Origin of the sequence: Halomonas sp. 113 (genome assembly GCF_904067645.1) — a bacterium.
Taxonomy (GTDB): Bacteria; Pseudomonadota; Gammaproteobacteria; order Pseudomonadales; family Halomonadaceae; genus Vreelandella; species Vreelandella titanicae.
Map to the genome: position 1 here is coordinate 1,825,362 of NZ_LR881453.1, position 17,409 is coordinate 1,842,770.

Annotated in this window: 16 protein-coding genes; 5 read left to right on the forward strand and 11 right to left on the reverse strand. The window is 56.0% G+C overall.

Annotated elements, in window-relative coordinates; genetic code table 11:
- Positions 1-5: 5 nt before the first annotated feature.
- From YERSI8AC_RS08540 to YERSI8AC_RS08555, 4 genes are read right to left on the reverse strand one after another with little or no spacing between them, the layout of a single operon-like run.
- Positions 6-725, reverse strand: coding sequence for a histidine phosphatase family protein (locus tag YERSI8AC_RS08540; RefSeq protein WP_159176557.1), 720 nt, complete (start codon positions 723-725; stop codon positions 6-8).
- The gene (locus YERSI8AC_RS08545; RefSeq protein WP_159176558.1) at positions 725-1,834 is read right to left on the reverse strand and encodes an HprK-related kinase B; all 1,110 of its coding nucleotides are present in this window, start codon (positions 1,832-1,834) and stop codon (positions 725-727) included. Before YERSI8AC_RS08545 ends, YERSI8AC_RS08540 begins: the two co-directional genes overlap by 1 nt.
- Positions 1,831-2,757, reverse strand: coding sequence for a GAK system ATP-grasp enzyme (locus YERSI8AC_RS08550; RefSeq protein WP_159176559.1), 927 nt, complete (start codon positions 2,755-2,757; stop codon positions 1,831-1,833). The genes YERSI8AC_RS08545 and YERSI8AC_RS08550 overlap by 4 nt, the downstream gene beginning before the upstream one ends.
- Complete coding sequence (locus YERSI8AC_RS08555; RefSeq protein ID WP_159176560.1) at positions 2,750-4,210, reverse strand: aminoglycoside phosphotransferase family protein; 1,461 nt, start codon at positions 4,208-4,210, stop codon at positions 2,750-2,752. The genes YERSI8AC_RS08550 and YERSI8AC_RS08555 overlap by 8 nt, the downstream gene beginning before the upstream one ends.
- Positions 4,211-4,468: 258 nt before the next feature.
- On the opposite strand from YERSI8AC_RS08555, the gene YERSI8AC_RS08560 reads away from it, so the two are divergent.
- From YERSI8AC_RS08560 to YERSI8AC_RS08570, 3 genes are all read left to right on the forward strand, one after another.
- The gene (locus tag YERSI8AC_RS08560; protein WP_233974770.1) at positions 4,469-5,704 is read left to right on the forward strand and encodes a GAK system CofD-like protein; all 1,236 of its coding nucleotides are present in this window, start codon (positions 4,469-4,471) and stop codon (positions 5,702-5,704) included.
- A 34-nt stretch (positions 5,705-5,738) separates the two neighbouring features.
- Positions 5,739-6,728, forward strand: coding sequence for a GlxA family transcriptional regulator (locus YERSI8AC_RS08565; protein WP_052475578.1), 990 nt, complete (start codon positions 5,739-5,741; stop codon positions 6,726-6,728).
- Between the two features lie 97 nt (positions 6,729-6,825).
- Positions 6,826-7,809 carry an ABC transporter substrate-binding protein gene (locus YERSI8AC_RS08570; protein WP_159176561.1) on the forward strand — a complete coding sequence of 328 codons (984 nt, stop codon included), beginning with the start codon at positions 6,826-6,828 and terminating at the stop codon, positions 7,807-7,809.
- Between the two features lie 68 nt (positions 7,810-7,877).
- Here the strand turns inward: YERSI8AC_RS08570 and YERSI8AC_RS08575 are convergent, their stop codons facing one another.
- From YERSI8AC_RS08575 to YERSI8AC_RS08590, 4 genes are read right to left on the reverse strand one after another with little or no spacing between them, the layout of a single operon-like run.
- Positions 7,878-8,696, reverse strand: coding sequence for an alpha/beta hydrolase fold domain-containing protein (locus tag YERSI8AC_RS08575; protein ID WP_201304206.1), 819 nt, complete (start codon positions 8,694-8,696; stop codon positions 7,878-7,880).
- 14 nt (positions 8,697-8,710) lie between these two features.
- Positions 8,711-9,166 carry a thioesterase family protein gene (locus tag YERSI8AC_RS08580; RefSeq protein WP_159176563.1) on the reverse strand — a complete coding sequence of 152 codons (456 nt, stop codon included), beginning with the start codon at positions 9,164-9,166 and terminating at the stop codon, positions 8,711-8,713.
- Positions 9,166-10,119, reverse strand: coding sequence for an L-carnitine dehydrogenase (locus YERSI8AC_RS08585; protein ID WP_159176564.1), 954 nt, complete (start codon positions 10,117-10,119; stop codon positions 9,166-9,168). Before YERSI8AC_RS08585 ends, YERSI8AC_RS08580 begins: the two co-directional genes overlap by 1 nt.
- Positions 10,116-11,036, reverse strand: a complete 921-nt coding sequence (locus YERSI8AC_RS08590) for a 3-keto-5-aminohexanoate cleavage protein (RefSeq protein WP_159176565.1) — start codon at positions 11,034-11,036, stop codon at positions 10,116-10,118. Before YERSI8AC_RS08590 ends, YERSI8AC_RS08585 begins: the two co-directional genes overlap by 4 nt.
- A gap of 284 nt (positions 11,037-11,320) precedes the next feature.
- Between YERSI8AC_RS08590 and YERSI8AC_RS08595 the strand changes: the two genes are divergently transcribed.
- Both YERSI8AC_RS08595 and YERSI8AC_RS08600 read left to right on the forward strand, forming a co-directional pair.
- Positions 11,321-12,598: a PQQ-dependent sugar dehydrogenase gene (locus tag YERSI8AC_RS08595; protein ID WP_159176566.1), complete on the forward strand. Its 1,278-nt coding sequence runs from the start codon at positions 11,321-11,323 to the stop codon at positions 12,596-12,598.
- Between the two features lie 99 nt (positions 12,599-12,697).
- A complete protein-coding gene (locus tag YERSI8AC_RS08600; protein WP_159176567.1) occupies positions 12,698-13,015 on the forward strand; it encodes a c-type cytochrome in 318 nt (105 codons plus the stop codon).
- Between the two features lie 55 nt (positions 13,016-13,070).
- Here YERSI8AC_RS08600 and YERSI8AC_RS08605 read toward each other — a convergent pair whose 3' ends face one another.
- Genes YERSI8AC_RS08605 through YERSI8AC_RS08615 form a run of 3 tightly spaced genes read right to left on the reverse strand, consistent with a single transcriptional unit; the run spans position 13,071 to position 17,403 of the window.
- On the reverse strand, positions 13,071-14,243 hold the full coding sequence (locus YERSI8AC_RS08605; protein ID WP_159176568.1) for a lipocalin-like domain-containing protein: 1,173 nt from the start codon (positions 14,241-14,243) through the stop codon (positions 13,071-13,073).
- Positions 14,240-16,741, reverse strand: a complete 2,502-nt coding sequence (locus tag YERSI8AC_RS08610; protein WP_159176569.1) for an ABC transporter permease — start codon at positions 16,739-16,741, stop codon at positions 14,240-14,242. The genes YERSI8AC_RS08605 and YERSI8AC_RS08610 overlap by 4 nt, the downstream gene beginning before the upstream one ends.
- Complete coding sequence (locus YERSI8AC_RS08615) at positions 16,738-17,403, reverse strand: ABC transporter ATP-binding protein (RefSeq protein ID WP_138800013.1); 666 nt, start codon at positions 17,401-17,403, stop codon at positions 16,738-16,740. The genes YERSI8AC_RS08610 and YERSI8AC_RS08615 overlap by 4 nt, the downstream gene beginning before the upstream one ends.
- Positions 17,404-17,409 lie beyond the last annotated feature (6 nt).

Here is a 17,409-nt window from a genome sequence, read left to right on the forward strand (position 1 = left end):
ATCGTCTAATCGAGAGGGTCTGCTGGCTGGCGCTGTTTCCAGTTTCCGTACAGTCGGTGCCAGCCTTGGTTATGCCGCTCGAAAACGACCGGATGACCATGAAACATACTTAACCGTTTAATATCGCTGAAGGGTATGACATTTAAATGATAGCTGGCGTGGCGAATGGAGGCGCCGTGGCCTACCACCAGCTGTAGTTGATTTAGGTGCTGAAGCTGATTCAGTTGCTTCGTTGTCTCGAGCCGCGGCTGTGGCTCTAAAAGTGCTTGTAAATGGGCAGCGACCCTTGCACCTGCCTCCAACAGAGATTCCGCGCCGTCGAAGGGCAGTCTGAAATCGCTGGCTGATTTCCAGCCCTTAGGTAAGGGCTCAAGGCGAGGGTCGAGGGCGACGATCCGTTCTATTTCCTGAATGCTGAGATTGGCCAACGCCCCAACGCTGCGTTCACATAGGGCCGAAAAGCTGCGCGAACAGGGTGGCTCCGCAAACAGCGGCGTTAGCTCTTCGCGGAAGATTTCGGCCGTTTGCCAAGCTCTTAGCAGCGTCGAGCAGTGTATCTCCGCATTGAGCTGATAGCCTGAAGTGGCTAGCCACGCGCCGAATTGACGCGCCTGCTCTCGAACGTCTGCCGCACCCTTTTCCGTGAGTGGGTAGGGCTGCAGGGCGCTGGGTGTATCCGCCAGTTGAGAATATTCACCGTGCCGAATCAGCGCCAGTGCCACCATCAGAGAATGCCTTTGGCTTGGAGCAGCGCAATGGCACGCTCAAAATCGATGGCACCGGTGAGGCGCAGCACCTCAACGCTCGCTAGATGTTCGGCATAGACCTTGGCAGATTGGGCTTGCTCGGCGGGAAAGCGGCCATCCACGTGCTGAAAAAATGGCCCTGGGCTTTTGCGTAAGCCATCAAGCGCCTCAGGTGTTTGGGGGATATCCACGCTACTCAGGGCTGTCGGGGCGGTAGCGTCTAATGCCCAGTCCAGCAGTATTAGGTGTTTGAGCGTGCCGGAGAGAGCGGTTTTACCCTCGCCATAGGCGTTAGGAATCAATACATCGTACTTCTGCTCAATATCCCATAGCTGGCTTTTGGGCATGCCGGTAAATCGGTCGCGCTCTTCAGTGGGCAGTATGTCGCTCAAACGCGGGGAGTTGATCAGCGTGCCTGGGTTAACGCGGGGGTGCTTGGCGACACCGATAACGCTTACCTGGTCGTTTTCGGGCTTAAACAGAATCCGGTCATTGGAGAGAAAGCGCGCCTTTGCGGTTTCCAGCGCTTTCAGCATTAGCGTCGATTTACCACCACCAGAGCTGGCGGCAATGGCCGTGACGTTGCCATCGATATCAAAGGCCGAGGCGTGGCCGAGCAGGTAACCATGGCGCTGATGGTGATTGAGAAACTGGTTGTTAATAAAGTTGATGACTTGCGATGAGTGCTTGTTTAACTCGCCAATCGCAGCTGGCGCCGTTAACGATTGGAACAGCACCATCCCCGTGCGTACTTTATGAATCCAGCGCCCTTGAGGAGTATCCACGTAGGCCTCTTTCAGCCCCAGAGCGCTGGTTTTGGCCCGTGTTACCGCTGTCCACTCGCGGCCGCTGGTATCCGCTTGCTGATCCAACAGCCATACCGGTAGTTCTGGCTGGTCAAGGGTATGGACTTCTTTCGGGAGCAAACCAGACGCCGTTAAACCAGCATAGTAAACCTCAAGATGGTCAAGAATGGCTGGGTGGTCGGCCAGCACGCGAATTGTTAAACCATTGAACGTCAGCGGTAACGCATAGGTGCAGGCGGCCTTTGCCTGATTGATTTGTTGATTATCAAAAAGGTTGATCATTCACCTGCCTCTGCTGTCTCTGTCTCTGCTGTCTCGGCCTCAAGCTGGCTAAGCACATAATCACACAGCTTCTCAGCGGCATCGATACCACACCCTTTTTTCGCGCCGCTAAATCCGCCAAAGGCCGAGACCTCAAAGACCACGGGCCCTTCATCGGTCAATGCAATGTCTACAGTGGTAAAGCTTAGATCGAAGCATGACTGGGCTTTTAGGCCAAGCTCAATCAGCTCAGGGCTTGCATCAAAGGTTCGATATTTGCCCCCGCTGTGTATCGTTGTATTCCACGACTTGTCATCGCCGACACGGGCATAGGTGCACAGGTACTTGCCGCCTAGAAATACCATGCCTAGATCTTGACCGCCCAGGTTGACGAATTTCTGAAGGTAAAAAAGGCCATGCTTAGCCTTAAATTTATTCAGTATTTGGGTGTTGGCTTTAACACCATCTGCCGCTTTTAACACCACCATGCCGCGGGCTTTGGTTGAGTAGAGCGGTTTTAGGATCACCTTCCCGAACGTTTGGATAGCCTCCAGCGCTGCATCAGTGCTCTCGGTTACTCGGGTCGCGGGCAGCGGGATACCGCCGGATGCCAGGGCGGCGGTGCCCTCAAGACGATTAATCAGGCGCCCGACCTGGCTTGGCGAGCTGAAACAGCGCACCCCGTCCGCTTCAAGGGTTTTGAGCATGCGCAGTCGGTCGTCGGCGGCAGGGGAGTAGGTTTCGCTTATTTTTTTGATGATCACGCCGTCAAGCGTGTTGAGCAGGGTGTCTCGATAACGCAACTCGCCGGTTTCAAGTTCCAGCACTACGTCAGCCATATCGATAACGCAGCGGTAGCCGGTGCGCTGTTCCAAATGATTCGCCAAGACCTCGGTTGACCATTTGCCAGGTATCCCAATGACCGCAATTCGCTTATTAATCACTAAAAATATCCTCTAGGGGAAGCCTGTACTTCTCTATTTTCTCAGGGGTTAGAAGTGTTATGGCCTCTAGCAGGTAGCTCGCTCTAAGGGCGAGTCGGTTGGCAAAACGTTTGTCGTAGATAAAGCGCGTAGAGGTGGCAAAGGAGCGCCCCAGCGCGATGGCTAGCCGCGCATCAAAGCTTACATCGTTATTCTCTTTGGCGAACCGGCGCGCAAACTGATAGAGCTGTCTGATCAATCCCATTAGTTCGGCTCTAGGGGCCGCATCCATAATGGGCAGCCGATAAATTGACGCCATCAGAACGGATAAATCCTGAACATAATCAGAATAGGAGGCGCGGTGCAGGTCGATAAAGTAGATGCGATTTTTGAGTTCGTCATAGATGAGGTTGTCGACGTTAAAGTCGCCGTGGATCAGCACGGAAAATGGCGCCCTAAGCTGACGCTCTAGGGACTCTACGCGATCGATCAACTCATCAAAACTGGGGCGGGGTAGTCCGCAAATGGTTTGGTGTGTATGAAACAGTGTCGGGTGCGTGTGGCGGGTTTCGGGCATGCGTTTACGCAACTGCTGCATATACTCGGGTTGAGCCGGCTCGCTAGTACGTGATGTCTTCCAGATCTTTCTCAACGTCCGTTGGAGTGTGTGGGCAAGTTGCTTGGCGGATTTCCACTGGTCGTTTAACAGTAGTGACTCAAGCGTTCGGCCGGGAAGGTGTTCGATCACCATTGAACCCAGCTCATCCCCCTGCTCGACATGGTGCGAGAGAACCGTTGGAGCCACCTTCGGATAGACCCGTTTCCATTGATCTACCCCGTAAAGTTCTTCAATGACTTTCTGGCTTTCACCCTCTTTGTAGACTGCCATCATCTTGCCAGAGGTGGCGTGCTCGGCTCTCAGTGTGGCAATGGTGCTGCCGCTGCGGGTAAGCGCCAGCCGCTCAACGGTAAAGTCGTCATTCTGGGCGGTCATCGCGTGGGCGGCATTTTTCAGTTGCTTGTAGTTTTGCAAGCGTACGGCAGGGCCGAAGTTGGCGGCGAGTAGGGCGTCGGCAAGCTCCGAAAGCAGATGGATCATACGGTTAAGCTGAAAATCCACCACGGCGCTGTTACGCATGCCTGAAGCGTCCTGCTCAAAAGCAGTGGTTAAGCGGGCGGTTATTTTGGGAATTCGGCGTCCAATTTTCAGGCCTTGGCGAGTGTTTGCATCATCGATATTAATGATCACCAGCTTCAATGATTTACCCACCAGTCGAATGAGCTTGGCATACTCTTTTCGCGATTTATCGGGAAGCTGCTTCAGGGCCTTGATGGCGGTGAATTCAAGGCAGGATTGGCCTAACTGGTCAAGTAGTCGGGCTAAGCGCTCAAGGGATTTGGATTGCTGAAAACCCTGCCCATCGACTTTGCGTCGCTGCACATCCATGGCGACGGCGAGCTCAACTTTCTCCACCAGCGTGTTCCTATAGCCTTTGCGATTGATCAGGCGCCGAGAAACGGATTCACTTGGCTGAGTCACATAAACTTCAACTAACTCGAAGTGATTTTCAACTTCGAATCGTAGAAAATAGAAATGCTCCAAAATCGACGTATTGATACGCTGCCTCACCAAGATAACGTGCGCTTAGGTGGTTACTGCTTCTGAGAGTCAACAGTATAAGTAACAGTGCCATCGTTTACGTTACATGTTTCTTACAGTTCAAAGAGTTGTATGAAAAAAAGACGTTTTATCGGTACCCGAATGTGCCTGCCCCGTGAGATTGGCAAGGGGCGGGATCTGCGTCTGGCCAGATACCGAAAAGCCCCCGAGTTAGGGCCGAAAATACTCTTCTTTAGTGGCGGCACGGCACTAAGACATTTTTCTGAGGTGTTGACGGACTATACCCATAACTCCATTCATCTGGTTACCCCTTTTGATTCAGGAGGCAGCTCGGCAGAGTTACGCCGGGCCTTCGCGATGCCTGCGGTGGGCGACCTAAGGGCACGCCTGCTTGCTCTGGCTGATGATTCTGTCACCGGGCACCCAGAGGTGGCTGCGCTTTTTTCACATCGGCTATCGGCAAGGGAGGGGGAAGACGCGACGGCAAAGACAGCACTTGAGCAAAGTCTGCAGGCCCTTGTCAGTGCTAAGCATCCGCTGCTCAAGGCAATTGCTGAGCCCATGCGGTCGCTGATCCAGAGCTATATCGCCGCATTCTACAAACATATGCCCAAAGATTTTAACCTCGCTGGTGCCAGTGTGGGGAACCTGATCTTGACCGGCGGTTATCTGATTCATGATCGCTCTCTGGATCCGATCGCCTTTCTCTTTGGTCAACTGATCAAGACCCGCGGCACCGTTCGGACAACGACGGATGCCAACCTTCAATTGGAGGTATTGTTAGAGAACGGTCGAACGATTATTGGTCAACACTGCTTTACCGGCAAAGAGACGGCTCAAATCGATTCGCCCATCAGAGCGATAAAATTATCAGGCGAGGCGGACGATATCGATACCTTGGATGCCTCCAAGGTGTGTAAAGAGACCCGTAAGCTCATTGATTCGGCAGAGCTGTTGGTTTTCCCGCCGGGCAGTTTTTATAGCAGTGTCATTGCCAACCTGCTGCCAAAGGGGGTTGATAAGGCATTGGCTAAAAACCCGTCACCCAAGGTGTATGTGCCAAGCCTGGGAACTGATCTTGAAACGCTTGGCATGACGTTGGTGGATCAGGTTCAAGTGCTCAATGAGCATTTGTCTGGCACACTCGAACCCTTATCGTCTAAGCGGTCTTCAATCGATTTTTTACTGTTTGATTCGCAGCTTCTGAGTGTTTCGGCTGATCAGATTGAGACGCTACGCGATGAAATGGGTATTCAAATTATTGATCTAGATCTTGCGCCGGAGAATGCTGATACCCAACGTTATGATGACGTTAAGCTGGCTGAAGCGCTGCTTGGGTTGACCTGACACCGACATACTCTAAATGACCTTGGGCATTGCTATGCGTCTTAGTTACCAGGGCCCGCTGCCTGAAATGGTGGGGTTTTTGCTATTGCCGCAGTATTCGATGATGGCTTTCTTTGCGGCGGTGGAGCCGCTGCGAATTGCCAACCGCATTGCCCATCGACCGCTGTTCGACTGGACGTTGATTAGCGCTGATGGCGGGCCGGTGACGGCGTCGAACGGTATGACCTTGATGGTGGATCACGCAACGGCGGATGTTCACCATTTGCCCTCGCTTGCGGTATGCAGCGGCTTTACTCCCGAGGCGCATCTTACCCGGCCGTTAATGGCCTGGCTTCATCAGTTGGATCAGGCGGGCTGCTGTTTGGGTGGTATTGATACCGGAGCGTTTCTACTCGCCGCTACAGGGTTGTTAAAGCACGAGCGGGTGGCACTGCACTGGGAGAGTCTGCCCGCGTTTCGTGAGCGTTTTCCGGGTATTGACACTACCGATGAGCTTTACGAGTTGGGCGAGCGGCGCTTCTCCTGTGCGGGTGGGGCAGCGGCGATGGATATGGCGCTGGAAGTGATTGCCCGGCGGCATGGCGCAAAGTTGGCTATCGATGTCTCCGAGCAACTGATCCATGACCGAATTCGCACCCGCAGCGATCAGCAGCGCATGGCGTTGGTGAAGCGCTTAGGTACGCATAACCGGCGCGTTGTGGAGGCGGTTGCGCTGATGGAGCAGAACCTGGAAGAACCGCTCCCCCTTGACGAGATAGCCAGCCAAGTAGAGGTATCGGTGCGCCAGTTGCAGCGTCTGTTTGAGCAGGAGCTAAACGTGACCCCGCGTCAATGGTATTTGCAGCTGCGTGTGAAGCGCGCCCGGCGGCTGCTGGCCGAGACTGACTTAGCGGTATTAGAAGTGGGCGTGGCCTGTGGGTTTAGTTCGTCGTCGAGCTTTGCGCGTACGTTTCGTGCGCATTACGGCTACTCGCCTCGGCAGGTGCGTTCTGCCATAGCGGAGAAGACCTTTAAAGCGCAATGAGTGTCGCTTAATGCCTGATAAGCGTCGCTTAGTGTCTAGTGATAGGGGAGTAGCCGCGCATACTAGCTAAACCCAACTAATAAAGAGGTTTAGCCAAATGTCGGTCACAACTAGCTTCGCCACCACTAGCTCTGCCACTACCAGCCCTACCACTACTAAGACGCTGTCGTTGACAGCGAGCTTTTTACTCGCTGCGTTTGCTGCCACACCCGCTATGGCAGAGCTTGATGAACTGCGCTTTGGGGTGCCGCCGTGGCCTGGGGTGACGGTAAAGTCTGAAGTGGCGGCCCAGCTACTTGAGACCATGGGGTACGAGACCCGACAGCAAGATTTAGCCGTGAGCGTTATCCTCGAAGGCTTAACGCGGAACGACTTGGAAATTTATCTAGGCGGCTGGTATCCCGTTCAGACTGATATGGTCGAGCCCCTGGTGGCCGACGGTAAAGTCGAAAAAGTGGTTTCCAATATCCGCGGCGCCAATTCCGGGCTAGTGGTTCCCCAGTATGTTTACGATGCAGGCGTCACCACGGTGGCTGAGCTGGCAGAGCATCACGACCGCTTCGATGGTGAAATTCAGGGGATTGAAGCAGGCACCGGTATTAACGATGCGATTCTCAATGCCATCGATAACGACCTCGCAGGTTTGGGCGATTGGCAGCTCCGTGAAAGCTCGACTTCGGCCATGCTGGCCCAGGCTGAGCAAAAAATGGCCGATGAAGAGTGGGTGACCTTTGTCGGCTGGGAGCCTCACTGGATGAACGTGAGCTTCGATCTGGCCTATTTAGCCGATAGCGATGATGCGGGCGTGGCCTCCATTGAAAGCACGGTATGGACAATTACCCCAGCCAGCCTGGCGGACGAAGCACCTGAGGTTCACCGCTTTCTGTCGCAGTACGTGGTCGATATCGAAGATCAGAATGACTGGGTGCACGAGTACAGCTACGAAGAGCGCCCGGCGGATGAAGTGGCTAATGAGTGGATTGGCAACAACCTGGATACCGTTGCCGAGTGGCTGGAGGGTGTTGAAACCCGCGATGGCGAACCCGCCATTGAGCAGGTGCGGGCCCAATTTAGCTCTTAATAGTTAATAGCACGGCTCTTAATCACACGATTCGTAAAGCCTAAGCTGCGATTAACGCCAAACAGCGCCTAATTAAGGCGCTGTTTTAGTTTTTGGCAAAAGTCCTGCCAAGCCGCACTCATACCGGGTAGCAGCGCATGAGCGTGAAGGGCGGCATGAACCATGTTCGGGGCGCAGCGATAGCCTACCGAGGCACCTTCCTCGCGCCAATTGGCTATTGCGGCTTCGATGGGGAGTGTCAGTGGATCCCTCTCCACGGTCAGCATTTCAATGCTTGCGGCAGGAGGGCGGCGATCACGCTGAGTAGCAATGATGTCAGGACACTGTTGACGAATGTCGAGTACATCATCCCGTGAAAGTAGCGGCGCATTTTCTCCCAAGCATTCAAGGGAAAGCGCGCCAACGGTTGGGTAGATCAATCCTAGCGGCGGCGCTTCATTCTGCTGATGGGCAAGGTCAATGGCTAATCGCCCGCCCGCGCTGTCACCCACCAGCGCGATAGGTTGAATCGCTTCTAACACCGTACGGCAGTCTGCCAACATGGCGGGGTAATCTACCTCTGGTGCCAGCCGATAGTTAACGCTTACCACTTCACGCTCAAGCATCTGGGCCAAACTGGCGGCGGGGCCATGGTGGCTCTCTGTTGAGCCGATGGTAAAACCGCCGCCATGGATAAACAGCGCGCGGCCTGGTGTGCGCTGCTGGGGAATAAAACGACGCACGCGAACACCACCCAAAGCGCTATTTTCGACCCGCATTCCTGCCGGGTCGGGTGGGGCGAACGTTCGGCAAAGCTCAACGTAGGCGCGCCGTGCTTGAGGTAATGGCAGCTCCTTTATCTTTGCCAGCCCGGCGCTAAAGCGCTGAATGAAGTCGTCCACGTTCATCGCTACTGTAACCCTTAGCGCCGAATGCCAATGGTGCGGCTGGCAAGCTCGGGCCAAGCGTCTTTATGGGCTTGGGGTAGTTCTGTCACGCGATTTGCGACCGCTTCTGGAAACGGGCTTGGACGCCCAGAGGCTTGTTTCATGCCCATCAACATCTGTTCGCTGGTCGCTATCAGGTTGCCTTCGTCATCGAACAGGGTGAAAAAGACGTGCAGGCGCTTGGTGTCGCTATCCAGTAGTGTCAGGCTGACGTTCAGGGCTTGGCCTTGGTGGGCCTCGCGGCGGTAGCAGAGGTGCGTTTCCAGAGTATAGATCGTGTAGCCATAGTGTTCTCGGCCCGCTTCATCCAACCCAATGGTGTCGATAAGCGCCTCGCAGGCCAGAGAGAAGACGCGGGCGTACTCCGCGTCGTTCATATGCCCGTTGTAGTCGACCCACTCGGGAGCGACGTGGGTTTCATAAATAATCATTAAATGCGCCCCTGTAAGCCTTCGGCTTCTGGCCAATATTTTTGCACCACCTCCAGCAGCTCGACTAAAAAGTCATCCCGGCGCCGGTCAAGGGTGGCCACTGATCGTCCTGCCGCTTGATGCTCACACCCCTCGACGACTTTATCAATCAGTTCGTCGGTGAGTTCCGGGGCCTCCAGCTTTGTCCAGGGCAGTTTTAGCGCTGGGCCAAATTGCTCCAGCATATGGCGCATGCCTGGCTCGCCGCCCGCTAGGTGGAAGGTTAAGAACGTGCCCATTAACGGCCAGCGGAGTCCACAGCCGTAAACCACGGCGGCATCGATCTCTTCGGTGGTCGCTACGCCATCGTTAACCAGATGCAGGGCTTCCCGCCACAGCGCTTCCATTAAGCGGTCGGCGATGTGGCCCTCAATTTCACGGCGAACCACCAGTGGGCGCATGGCGAGCGCCTGATACAACCCTTGGGCGCTGGCAATCTGTATGGGCCGGGTGGCCTTGCCGCCAACAAGCTCGACCAATGGCAGTAAATACACCGGGTTGAAGGGGTGAGCGACGATCACTCGCCCAGGCGCTTGTGAACACTGTTGCTGCAGGTCGGTGGGCTTAAAGCCGGAGGTAGACGAGCCAATAATGACGTTCGGTGAGGCAGCAGCGTCAATAGCGGCTAAAATCTTTTGCTTTAGCGGTAGGCGCTCGGGCACGTTTTCCTGAATCAGGTCAGCGCCATCCACGGCTTTTTCAATCGTATCCGCAAAGGTTAACCGCTCAGGGCTAGCATCGGGCGCTAAGCCGAGCTGGGTTAACGAGGGCCAGGCATTGTCGATAAACGATTGGGTACGCGCTGGCGCCTGGGGATCTGGGTCAAAGGCCACTACGTCCCACCCCTGGGCGAGGGCACGGGCAATCCAGCCGTTGCCAATCACGCCGGTACCGATGACGGCTAAGCGGCTCATTTGTCACCTCCTGCTGTGTTACCCATGATACGTCCGGTCATCGGGTCGCGTAGTTTGAGATGAGCGCGGGTTTCTGCAGGCGTCATTACTCGGGCGCCGAGGTTTTCAATAATGGTCGACGCTTTCTCGACCAGTTGGCCGTTGTTAGCCAGCACGCCTTTCTCTAAAAACAGGTTATCTTCCAACCCAACCCTAGCGTGGCCACCCAGCAGCACCGCCTGGGCGACCATGGGCATTTGATGTCGACCAATGCCGAAGGCGGCCCAGTTAGCGTTGGCAGGTAATTTGTTGCGCATGGCCAGCATCGTTTCTGTGTCCGCTTCGGCACCCCAGGGAATACCCAGACAGAGCTGATAGAGCGGGTCGCCATCGATCAAGCCCTCTTGCTGAAGCTGGCGAGCAAACCAGACATGACCTAAATCAAAGCACTCCAATTCTGGCTTAACGCCGGCGGCCTGAACCAGGCGGGCGTGCTCGCGCAGCCAGTCCGCAGGGTTTACGTACACCATATCGCCAAAATTGAGGCTGCCGCAGTCCAGCGTACACAGCTCGGGAAGCAGCTCGCCGACCGGGGCGTGACGCTCGGCGGGTGTTTGGATATCGGTGCCTGGGCCGCCGCGCGTTGGGTCGGTGGCATCGGGTATCCAGTCGCCGCCGCCACCAGCGGTGATGTTCATCACAATATCCACATCGGCCTCGCGTACGCGCTCCATCACTTCGCGGAACTGCTCAGTAGAGTGGCTGATGCCGCCGGTCTCCGGGTCGCGAACGTGAATATGGGCGATGCTGACCCCGGCATGCGCCGCTTCAATGCAGGAAGCTGCAATGGCCTTGGGTGTAACAGGCACATTGGGGTTTTTTGCGGTGGTATCTCCCGCGCCTGTCACGGCACAGGTAAGAATGACATTGCGGTTCATGGCGTGCTCTCTAGTCAGCAGTTTATTCGCTTACTAGTGTGTCGCCGTGTGCAGACATTAGTTGTCATAAAGCGACATTCGCTATACATAAGATGCGATTTTTGAGCTTCGTTAATTAATCTACTCCATCTCATTCCTAACGATGGGGATTACTCACTTTGAAATGTGCTGATTAGAAACTTGGTTAGCGGGAAATATTGACCGCCATGGCTGCCGATCTAAACTAAATAAGCCCATAGCAAAGCGATAACAAGTACAAACAACGTTATGAAGGAGTGCCTTCAATGTCCTATAAACCCGTTCTGCGGCCGCTATCTACGTTCATCGCTTCTGCGGTGATCATCGGCTTACCCGCCGTTGCGACTGCCAATGAGCCTGAACTCAGCCAAACTGAGGTGTTAACCGGCCTTGAAAACCCGTGGGATATGGCCTTTCTGCCTGATGGGACGATGTTTTACACCGAACGTTGTCGAGGGCTGTCGGTACGGCTACCCGATGGTGAGGTAGAGAACCTGCTAGGCATGGAAGGCACGGACGAGTATGCCACCACCGCCGATGATCTTGTCTGCGAGGGGCAGGCGGGGATGAACGGTGTGGCGGTCGACCCCGATTTCGACGAAAACCGGACAGTCTACGTTTACTCTGCTTCTAACATGTCTGAGCCACGCACCAATCGTGTGCTGCGCATGACGGTAAACAGTGAGTTTAATGAAGTATCGGATCGTACCGACATTGTCGAGGATATTCCGTACAAGCCTGCCGCCACCGACCATCCGTTCGGCGATGCTGGCGCCCATAATGGCGGACGTATCCGCTTCAGCCCAGAGGACGGTTACCTCTACGTGACCACCGGCGATAACCATAACAGCGAGATTCCTCAGTCTCCGGAGCTGCTAGGGGGCAAAGTTCTGCGCATTGACCGGGATGGCGAGGCTGCCGAGGGTAACGAACCGCCTGAGGGCTTTGATCCGCGGATTTATACCTATGGTCACCGCAACGTACAGGGCATTACCTTCCACCCGAACACCGGCCAGCCAATCGTAACGGAACACGGCCCCTGGCATTCGGATGAGATCAATGCGTTGGTCAATGGTGGTAACAGTGGCTGGGATCCGAAACCCAATATGGCTGGCCGCGGCGATTGCCCAGATGATTACTGTGGTTATGAGCCTAATCAGACCGAGGGGATGGATCCCAAAGAGCGTGCGGCCTATATGCCGGTGACCGACACCGAAACCTACCCTGACGCTATGCAGCCTGCCTGGAAAAATGATGGGCTTTCTCAAGGCATCTCATCTGCCGAGTTTCTGACCGGTGAGCAGTGGGGCGACTGGGATGGCCGTCTGATTGTTGGTTTTATGGGCATCGGTTTCGGGGGCACCCCGGTAGGACAGCGCATTAACCTGATTGATATTGCGGAGGATGGTCTTTCGGTCAATGACGTTGCCGAAATGCCGTTGCCCATGGGGGCGGCTCGTTTCCGGTCGATAGTGCTGGGCCCTGATGGTGATCTTTATACGGCAGTTGATGAAGGCAGTATTTACCGCATCACACCGGAGTGAGCTATTGGCAGCCGCGCTGGCGTATGCCTGTGCGGCTGCGCTGTCTTCAAGCCGTCTTAAGCTTTTTGATCAAGATCACTCCAATGGGAAAAGGTCACTATGAAGGTATCACTGTTTTGCGTTATTGCGACGGCGCTGCTAATGGGGTCGGCTACTCTGCAGGCGGCAGATAAGTCGACGGGAGAAACACTCTATGCGGACGCCTGCGCCCAGTGTCACGGCCCAAATGCACAAGGGATGGCTAGCTTTCCATCGCTTAGTGGTCGGGACGCGGAGTATATTACTTCTCGCCTTGAAACGTATCGGGCCGGTGAAAAGGTGGGGTCAAACTCCTTTCTGATGATCCCCAACGCCACTGATTTGTCCGACGATGATATCGCCAACCTCGCCGCTTACATCGCAGATAAGGCTGAGTGACTCAGCCCTTTGTATTAGCCCCTGTGTATTATCGAAACAATTCGCCATTAATTTGTTAATACCCTGTCATTTCCAAATAACCCTCGCCAAGCGGTTCGCCGCTGGCGAGGTCGTTGACCACCACTTCACCTTCCCAGTAGGGCACGCTGGTGGTCATCCAGCGGTTGGCGTGGGGCGCTTCGATGTTGATGTCGATCCCTACTGACGGTATTTCCAGCCGCCATTGGGTGGGCACATTGCGACCGGCGACAGCCGACGTTGCCAGCGGCGTTAGGGTAATGTCATCTGATGCTAAGGGGGTGGCGTCGCCTTGGGGAGTAATCCAGGTGCCGGAGCGGTAGTCGGCGTTTTGAGCGGAGCCACCACGTAGTTGAAACGCCATCAGCTTGTGGCCGTCATTAAGGTGAATCGAGAACCAGTCCCAGCCTGATTGGCGGGCATCAAGCAGTTGGCTGCTCCACTCACGATCCAGCCAGCCGCGTCCGCTAACGGTTTTTGTCTCGCCGTTAATGGTGACTTCGCCGTTTATCCGCCAGAAGGGCTGACTGTAGTACATGGAGCCCTGGCCATTGGCGGCTTTCTGGCTAAAACCCTGTTCGCCGTGAAGCACCAGCGGCCCCTCTGCAGTCAGTTCTAAACGGTAGCCAAAACGCGATGCACCCTCGCCGCTGTAGGCGGTTAGTGTGAGGTGATTAAAATCGCTGCTATCGGCTTCTTCGTTAGCTTTAAGCTGCCAATCATCCAGCCAGGCATGAAAGGGGCTAATCATTACGCCTGCTTGGCTGTCCTGAGGAGTATTCAATGAGGCCTGTGAATGGCTGCGCCCGAAACGTTCGGCCACCTGGTGTTGCTCGCCCTGGGAGATCGCCATATGGGCCATCCACAGTTGATCGGCTGCCCAAGGAGTAGGCGCGGGGCGTTCGTTGGGAGGCATCAGCGCCTGGCGAAAGAGCGTCCACTGCAGGCCAAGTGGCTCACCGTCGGCGTCTTCTAAATTGGCGGTTAAATACCACCATTCAATGCGGTAGTCCGGGTGGGCGGCGTGCTCTTGTGGAAAACTGAGCGGCTGATTAGGCTCGGCATGCCTAAAACCATCGGCGTCTTGTCCTAAACCGGCAAAGCCTGTGTTGTTGGTTTCGGTTTGATTCTCTTCGTCACAGCCGTAAAGCGTTAGCGCTACAGTGGCTATCAGTAGAAGATGCAAGGTTAGTCGAAGCCTTAAGCTCATTGATTGGCCTCTTCTGCCAGTAAGACCCGCAGTGAGGCGCGCCAGAAACGCAGCGTGGGCAGGGCTGCTGCCAGGAGTGCCACACCAACGGCGGTGGCCAGGGTAACGGCCATTTCCCCAGGAAATAGATAGAGCGGTAGTCGCCAGCCGAAGGCGGCCACATTAATAATCGCCACTAATCCCCAGGTAATCGCGATACCCAGTGGAATGGCCAGCAGGCCGGTGGCTAATGCGGCACCGCTCAGTTGTGCCAGATTTAATTGTGCCAGCTGTGCTCGGGGAACGCCCAGCGCCCATAGCGGCGCTAACTGTTGGCGTCGGCTGCGTGCCTGGGTCAGCAGGCTGGCGAGAAGCGCTAGTGCCGCTACCGCTAGGGTTAATGCATTGAGCGCGCGGGTAATGGTAAAGGTACGCTCAAAAATCTCGGTGGCAATACGCTTGATCTCGCGTTGATCGCTCAGCGCATCGCTACCGAGGTCAAAGCGTTCGAGCAGGGCAGTACGCAGGGCATCAACATTGGCATCGTCACTCAGCACTAACCCTATGGAGCTAGGCGGCGCATCAAAACGAGCGGCAAGCTGGGGCGATGCCATTAGCACCTGCCCGCTGGGGTTGCCGTAGTCGGGATAAATAGCGGCGATGGTCAGCGTTTCATTGGCGCCGGGCGCGTTCAGCGTCAGGCGATCACCGGGGGAGAGGTTCTCTGCAGTGGCAAGTTGCTCGTTAATAAAAATCGCGCCATCACTAAAGGCTGCCCAGGCGGATGAGCGGTCTTGTTGGGTTGCCAGCAGCGGCCAGTGCGGAGTGAGTGATTCGCCAGGGGTAATGCCGTAAAGCTCGATAGGCGTGCCTAAAGAGCGGCTACCTTCCAGCGTTGTAGCGGCCTGTAGTGTTGCATCGCTGCGCCGTGTGAGCAGGCGCTCGAAGACCTCCGGGCGATCAGCCAGCCAAGCATCAATATCCGCATATTGCTCGGCGGGGGCATTCAAGTAGAGCGGGGCGACCAAGCGCTGATCGAGCCAGTCTAAAAACGTCAGGCGAAAGCCGCCGACCATGCTACCGACCCCCAGATTGGTCGCCAGGGCGATAAGTAGTGCCATCATGGCCAGTGACAGCCTAGGTAGCTGAAGCTGCATATCCGCCAGTGCCCAGTGAATAAGTGGGCGCCGCCGGGTGAGGTACGTCAGCGCTTTTAGTAGCAGTGCTAAAAAGGGCGGCAGCCACAGGGCGCTAGCCAGAAGTAACGCCGCTACCAGCGTAAAGCCTGTCACTAATCCATCGCCAGGGGGCTGAAAGCGAAGCCAAACATACAATGCTAGCGCAACGCCCATCGCGAAAGCGCCGCCGATGCTCATTAGCGATAATTGGCGGCGGTAACCGCTACGCCAGGCCTGCATCTGACCTAACTCCAACATGTTTAAGCGGGCCGCGCGCCATAGCACGCCGCTGCCTGCCAGCAGTAGTCCGCCAAGGCTAACCGCCAGCCCACCGACCCAGTAATGCCAGGGCAGGTTGAGCTCTTGCCCGATGCCTGCGCCATAAAGTGAGCCCAGGGTTGCCGCGACATCGGGTAGTAACAAGCGTGCCAGCCATACGCCGCTGGCAATACCGGCAAGCGCTCCGATTAGGCCGAGCAGGAGCAGCTCTAAGCTGAGCGCTAGCACTAAACTGCGCCCTGATACACCCAGCACTCGCAGGGTGCGCAGCATGCCCAGGCGTTGCTCCAACGCTAGGCCTAGCGCTGCTTGAACGATGAATAGCCCCACGACCCAGGCAAGTAGCCCCAGTGCGGTAAGGTTCAGGTGAAAGCTTTCGGTCAGTTGACCAGGGGAGGCAAGCGTGGTGGCGCGGGTGAGCGTTAATCCTGGGGGCGCTTCAGTGAGTGCCCCCGGGGCGGCCACGATGCGCGTAAGCTGGTCGCCGCTTTCAAGCAACCGCGCTGCGGCGGCAATATCCATGATCAGCGTGTCTGGGGGTAGTGCTGGCGCTAAAACGAGCGGCGGGAGTGTTTTGCCAACTGCCAAGGTCGGGGTGGCAGCCGATGCATTCTCGCGCGTTATCCCTAGGGCTTCCAAAGCGTCAGGCGCTACGCGTGTTTGCCACGGGGGCGTTAGAAAGTCACTTAACGACGCGGAGGTGTTGGCTTGAGCCAGCGCGTTATCGTTGGAAAGGGTCAGTGGGTCAATGCCGATCAGAGTTAGCCGGGTGCCATCTTGGGTAACGACTTCACCCTCTAGCATGGGCGATACGGGCAAGCCTGCTTGACGCAGGGCGTGATACTCGGCACGACTGAATGGCATGCCATCGCGCCGCTCAAGCTGATCCAGCTGGGTGTCAAACAGCGCATCGGCGCGGGCGTAGCTGTCGCGAGCGGTGGCGTTGATCGCCTGGATGCCACTCCATAGGGCACTAGCCACCCATAGTCCGAGCAGCAGCATTATCAGTTGGCCGGGGTGGCGCCGGTAGTGGCTAAGTAGCGTGGATAGCACCCGGGTCATAGTGCCGCTTCTAGTAGATGACCGTGGCTTAGACGTAGGCAGCGATCAAGCGGAGCCGCCACTTGGGGGCTGTGGGTGACAATGAGCAGGGCGCACTGAGTTTCGCGAACCAGGCTCAATAGCAGTTCAAGCACTTCGCCTGCGGTGGTTTCATCCAAATTGCCCGTGGGTTCATCGGCAAGCAGCAGAGGTGGGCGCGGCGCCAGAGCACGACCAATAGCTAAGCGCTGCTGCTGACCGCCAGAGAGCTGCTCCGGGTAACGTGTTTCCATGCCACTCAGCCCAAGCCGCTCAATTAAGTGGTCTGTCCAGTCGGCATCGTCGCGATTGGCTAAGCGCGCCTGTAAGCGCAGATTGTCGATGACCGTTAAGCTGGGCACCAAGTGGAATTGCTGGAAGACTAAACCCAGTTGCTCGCGGCGTAGCTTGGCACGTGTGGGCTCAGGTAGAGACGCGACGTTCTGGTTTTCGAAGCTAACTGTTCCTTGGTCGGGAAGATCTAAACCGGCGGCAAGGTGCAGTAGGGTGGATTTGCCACTCCCAGATTCTCCCATTAGCGCCAGGCTTTCTCCTGCCGCGAGACGAAGGGAGACATCGTTGAGCACGTTCAGCGGCCCTTGTGGCGTCGTGTAGGTTTTATGTACCTGATGAAATTCCAGCATGGCTGC